This window comes from Streptomyces sp. BR123 (assembly GCF_013401435.1).
Lineage (GTDB): Bacteria > Actinomycetota > Actinomycetes > Streptomycetales > Streptomycetaceae > Streptomyces.
This window is the reverse complement of sequence record NZ_JACBGN010000489.1, coordinates 1-3,078: the sequence shown is the minus strand read 5'-3', so window position 1 is coordinate 3,078 and position 3,078 is coordinate 1. Positions and strand designations below refer to the sequence as shown.

At 73.4% G+C, this 3,078-nt stretch carries 2 protein-coding genes; one reads left to right on the top strand and one right to left on the bottom strand.

Annotation, left to right across the window (positions count from 1 at the left end):
- Positions 1 to 231: 231 nt before the first annotated feature.
- Positions 232 to 1,257, bottom strand: a complete 1,026-nt coding sequence (locus HYE82_RS35410) for a glycosyltransferase family 2 protein (protein WP_179178334.1) — start codon at positions 1,255 to 1,257, stop codon at positions 232 to 234.
- Between the two features lie 420 nt (positions 1,258 to 1,677).
- On the opposite strand from HYE82_RS35410, the gene HYE82_RS35405 reads away from it, so the two are divergent.
- The gene (locus tag HYE82_RS35405) at positions 1,678 to 3,021 is read left to right on the top strand and encodes an LCP family protein (protein WP_309144560.1); all 1,344 of its coding nucleotides are present in this window, start codon (positions 1,678 to 1,680) and stop codon (positions 3,019 to 3,021) included.
- The last annotated feature ends 57 nt before the right edge of the window (positions 3,022 to 3,078 follow it).

The following is a 3,078-nucleotide window of genomic DNA, read 5'->3' as shown; positions in this document are numbered from 1 at the left end:
GGCAGCGTCAGGTGTGTATAAGAGACAGCCACTCGGCCCGCCCGCTCAACGGCGACAACGACAAGGAGTGCATGGCGATCCAGCCGGGCTTCACCTGGTAGCGCGGCCGCCCGCACGGGAAGGGGCCCGGTGCCGCGGTCTGCACGACCGCGGCACCGGGCCCCTTCTCCTGTCGCCGGGGGCTCGCGCCGGTCCCGGCGCAGTCCTGCGTGCCATCGGGCCGCCGAGGCCTCAGGCCGCCGAGGGGTCCGGGCTCGGCGACGGGCGGCGGCTCGCGATGACCTTGTCCGCGAGCGAGCGCGGGCTCGTGAGGAAGCCGAAGCCCCACGACATGTGCATCGTGGCGATGGCCACCGGGATCTGCGCCCGCGCCTTGAGCGAGAGGCCCTTGCCCGCCGGGACCGAGCCCAGTGCGATCCCCGCGAGGTAGCCGGCCGGGACCGCGAAGGCCCACGGGCTCACGGCCGCGCCCGCCACCACGCCGGCCGCGATCACGCAGACGGCGGTCGGCGGGGCCAGGTAGCGCATGTTGATCGAGCCCGCGTGGTAGCGGGCCACCACGTGCCGCCAGCGGCCGTAGTCCTTGTACTGCTTGGCCAGCGCCCGCACCGTCGGCCGCGGCCGGTACTTCACCTTCAGCTCCGGCGAGAACCAGATCAGCCCGCCGGCCTCGCGGATGCGGAAGTTCAGCTCCCAGTCCTGGGCCCGGATGAACTCCTCGTTGTAGCCGCCCGCCCGCTCCAGCGCCTCGCGCCGGAACACGCCCAGGTAGACCGTGTCCGCCGGGCCGGCCTTGCCGCCGGTGTGGAAGGCCGCGTTGCCGACGCCGAGCTTCGAGGTCATCGCCGCGGCGACGGCCTCCTCCCAGGCGTTCTCGCCCTCGGCGTGCATGATGCCGCCGACGTTCTGCGCACCGGTCTCCTCCAGGAGGCGGACCGCGGTGGCGATGTAGTTCGGCGAGAGCATGCCGTGGCCGTCGACGCGCACGACGATCGGGTGGCGCGACGCCTTGATGGCGGCGTTGAGGGCGGCCGGGGTGCGGCCGGAGGGGTTCGGAACGGTGACGACGCGGGGGTCCTCGCGTACGAGCTCGGCGGCGATCTCGTCGGTGCGGTCCGTGGACGGACCCAGCGCGATCACCACCTCCATCTCACCTGCGTACTCCTGTCCGAGGATGTGGCGGACGGAGTTGCGCAGGTGGCGCTCCTCGTTGAGCACCGGCATGATCACCGAGACTGCGGGCTGCTGGGCGGGCATGTGGTCCTTCAAGGTCGGGTATCGGTGCCACGTTACCGCGTACGGGGGAAACGGGTGCGCGCCGCCTGATCGGCGGGGACCGAGGCTGATCGTATGGGCCTACTGTTCTGACGATCTGACCATTACGTCCGGTTCGTCTTTCTCGGTCCGTCTGTACGCCCGGCTGCCCCCGCGGAGGTGTCCCCCGTGCCCCAGCCACCCCGTCCTCCCCGACCCGCCCGGCCCGCGCACCTGCCACCGCACCCGCACCGGTATCCGCGGCCGCGGCCACGGCCACGGCCGCAGCGCACCCGGCGCGGCCGGGCTCCGGACCGCCGCCGGACCGGCCGGGCCCGCGGCGGCCGGCCCCGGTGGGGAGTCCGGCTCGCGGGCGGGCTGGCGGCGGCCGTCCTGGGCTCCGGGGCCGTCGGGCACGCGGTCGTGACCGGCCTGGACGTCGGCATCGAGCGGGTGGACCCGTTCAAGGACATGAAGAACCGCCCCCGGGCGGGGCACGGCCTGAACTTCCTCCTCGTCGGCACCGACGGCCGCGACCGGATCAGCCGCGAGGACCGGCGCGAGTACCGCCTCGGCGGCGCCCCCTGCCACTGCACCGACACCGTGATGCTGGTGCACCTCTCGGCCGACCGAAAACGCGCCAGCGTCGTCAGCCTGCCCCGCGACAGCTATGCCGAGCTGCCCGCGCACCGCGACGAATCCAGCGGCGAGCAGCACGGCCCTCACCCGGTGAAACTGAACGCCGCCTACGCCGAGGGCGGCCCCCGGCTGACCGTCCGCACCGTCGAGCAGATGACCCGCGTCAAGATCGACCACTACCTGGAGGTCGACTTCACCAGCTTCATGAAGACGGTCGACGCGATGGGCGGCGTGGAGATCTGCACCGCCAAGGCCCTCAACGACCGCAACACCGGCCTGCACCTGCTGCCCGGCACCCACCGGCTGAGCGGCGGCCAGGCGCTGCAGTACGTACGCTCCCGCCATGTCGACGGCGCCGCCGACCTCGGCCGGATGCAGCGCCAGCAGCGGTTCATGGCCGCCATCGTCAAACAGGCCACCACCGGCGGGGTGCTGCTGAACCCGGTGAAGTTCAAGCAGGTCAGCTCCACCCTGCTCGGCTCGGTGCGGGCCGACCCCGGCTTCGGCTCGGAGCAGATGCTGGCCCTCGGCCAGGCCATGCGCGACTTCGCCCCGTCCTCGTCGGAGTTCGCCTCCGTGCCGATCGGGAACCCGTCCTTCCCGGTCAAGGGCATCGGCTCCACCGTGAAATGGGACGGACCGAAGGCCGCCGAACTCTTCGAAGCCGTCCGCCAGGACCGCCCACTGGCCCCCGCCCCCGGGCCCGTCCGGCCCGGACGGCCCGTACAGCCCGCGCGCCCGCAGCAGCCGCCCGCCGTACCCGTCGACGTACCGCCGGAGCGGATCCGGGTCCGGGTCGAGAACGGGACCAGGATCGACGGCCTGGGCAGCCGGGTGGACGCTGCGCTGCGCGCCACCGGCTTCGACACGACCGGCACCCCGGGCAACGGGGCCGGCCGCGACGTCAAGCGCACGGTGATCGCGTACGACCCGCGCTGGGACCGCTCCGCCCGCACGGTCTCCGCCGCGCTGCCGGGCAGCGAGCTGCGGGCCGTTCCGGGGCGGGGCCGGACGGTGCTGGTGATCGCCGGAACGGACTACCGGAAGGTCGTGCCGGTCCGGCCGGAGGACCCGCACCAGGGCCGCTTCGGAGTGCTCACCGGCGACCAGGTGACCTGCGGCAAGTAGCCGCCCGGCGGGAGGCCGGGAGAGCCGGGAGAGCCGGGCGGTCTCTTATACAGAACT

Excerpts from the sequence above, each read along its gene's own strand:
- HYE82_RS35410 (WP_179178334.1), bottom strand. The coding sequence starts at position 1,257 with ATGCCCGCCCAGCAGCCCGCAGTCTCGGTGATCATGCCGGTGCTCAAC.